This window comes from Brucella tritici (assembly GCF_008932295.1).
Taxonomy (GTDB): domain Bacteria; phylum Pseudomonadota; class Alphaproteobacteria; order Rhizobiales; family Rhizobiaceae; genus Brucella; species Brucella tritici.
In genome coordinates, this window is record NZ_WBWA01000074.1 from 1 (window position 1) to 1,438 (window position 1,438).

A 1,438-nucleotide genomic window follows, 5' to 3' on the forward strand; every position below is an offset into this window, starting at 1 on the left:
GCATCCTGGCGGGTGGCTTTGCGTTTTGTCTCGCCGAGCTTGCGAATTGGCGCAATGATATCGCCGGTGACGGCATGACCGCGAAGAACCGGCTGCCAAAGTCTCGGCGCGTATCCTGTTGCCAGCAAAAAGCAGAGGTCCCAATCGAACGGATCAAAGGTTTGATCATCGATCCTGGTGAACCTGGGCCGGTAGTCTTTCGGGGTTTCAGAGAGGCTCCCCGAGATACGGTTATATTCCGCAACGATCGTCTGCACGGCCCGATGTTCGGTTGTTTCCATCGGCAGGTTCAGGGCGTCCGGGCCAGTCAGTTCCGGGATCCATTTGCGTGGGTCGATGAACTTTGGGCCAATGATCAGAGCCGTAAGATAACCATCGAGACCGCTCATTGACCAGATTGGCGATGCCGGACGGCGTCCCCTGATAAAGGCTTCGAACGCCGCGTCATCAAGCTTCGGTCGATCCGTCGTCCCCTGGCTGTTGTGCATCATGCCGCCCGTCGCTCCTGCTGCGTCATCGCTTCACGCTCAGCCTTCCAGGCCCACGGCAGGAGACTTTCCATTTCGTTGGCTTTCACTTTGCCGGAGATGATGCGCTCCAGCACATCGGCAAGCCAGACCTCGGGGTCCACACCATTCAGTTTACAGGTGTTGACGAGCGATGCGAGGACAGCGAAAGTCTTTCCACCCCGCTCGTTGCCCACGAACAGCGAATTCTTCCTCGTCAGGGCCACGGATTTCATTGAACGCTCGACCACATTGGAATCGATCTCGACCCGGCCATCATCAAGGCAGGCTGTCAACCCGCTCCAATGGTTGAGCGTGTAGCTGACGGCCTTGCCAAGCGCCGATTTCGCCGACACCTCGTCGCGCAGTTCGGTGAGGTGGACTTTCAGCTCTCTCATGACTGGAGCAGCCTCGCGACGTCTCACGACGAGCCGGGTATCGGCGCTTTCGCCGCGCAGTTTTGCTTCGATCCGATAGACTTCCGCAATCCTGGCAAGGATCGACAAAGCCTCCGAAGAACCCGTCAGCTTGACGACATCGACGAACTTGCGCCGCGCATGAGCAAGGCAGAAGGCCAGCCGCATGGGTGCGACATTGCTCTTGCCCCGACGTTTGACCATGGTTTTATAGGCTTGGTATCCATCGACTTGAAGCACGCCGGTAAACGACGACAATTGCCCCTCGATCTCGCGGGCGCTGCGGCTTTCGGCAAAGATATAGGCCACGGCCGGCGGTGCCGGACCATTCCAGGGACGGTCGTCAACCGCCTGCGCCCATAACTGGCAGACCTTGGTTCGTTTGCGGCCCGGCTCGAGCCGGGGCAACGGCGTCTCGTCACAGAACACTCTCGGCTGCGAGCGGATAAAGGCGGTAAGCGCGTCATAGAGAAGCTCCAGCCACCAGGCGACCCGCATTACCCAGGCGCCAAGCGT

At 59.3% G+C, this 1,438-nt stretch carries 2 protein-coding genes; both read right to left on the reverse strand.

The features are described 5' to 3' along the window. Nucleotides 1-491: UPF0149 family protein (locus F9K91_RS25450; protein WP_151679065.1), on the reverse strand; the 491-nt coding region annotated here is incomplete at its 3' end. Then, nucleotides 488-1,438: IS66 family transposase (tnpC, locus tag F9K91_RS25455; protein ID WP_151679066.1), on the reverse strand; the 951-nt coding region annotated here is incomplete at its 5' end. The genes F9K91_RS25450 and tnpC, both read right to left, overlap by 4 nt.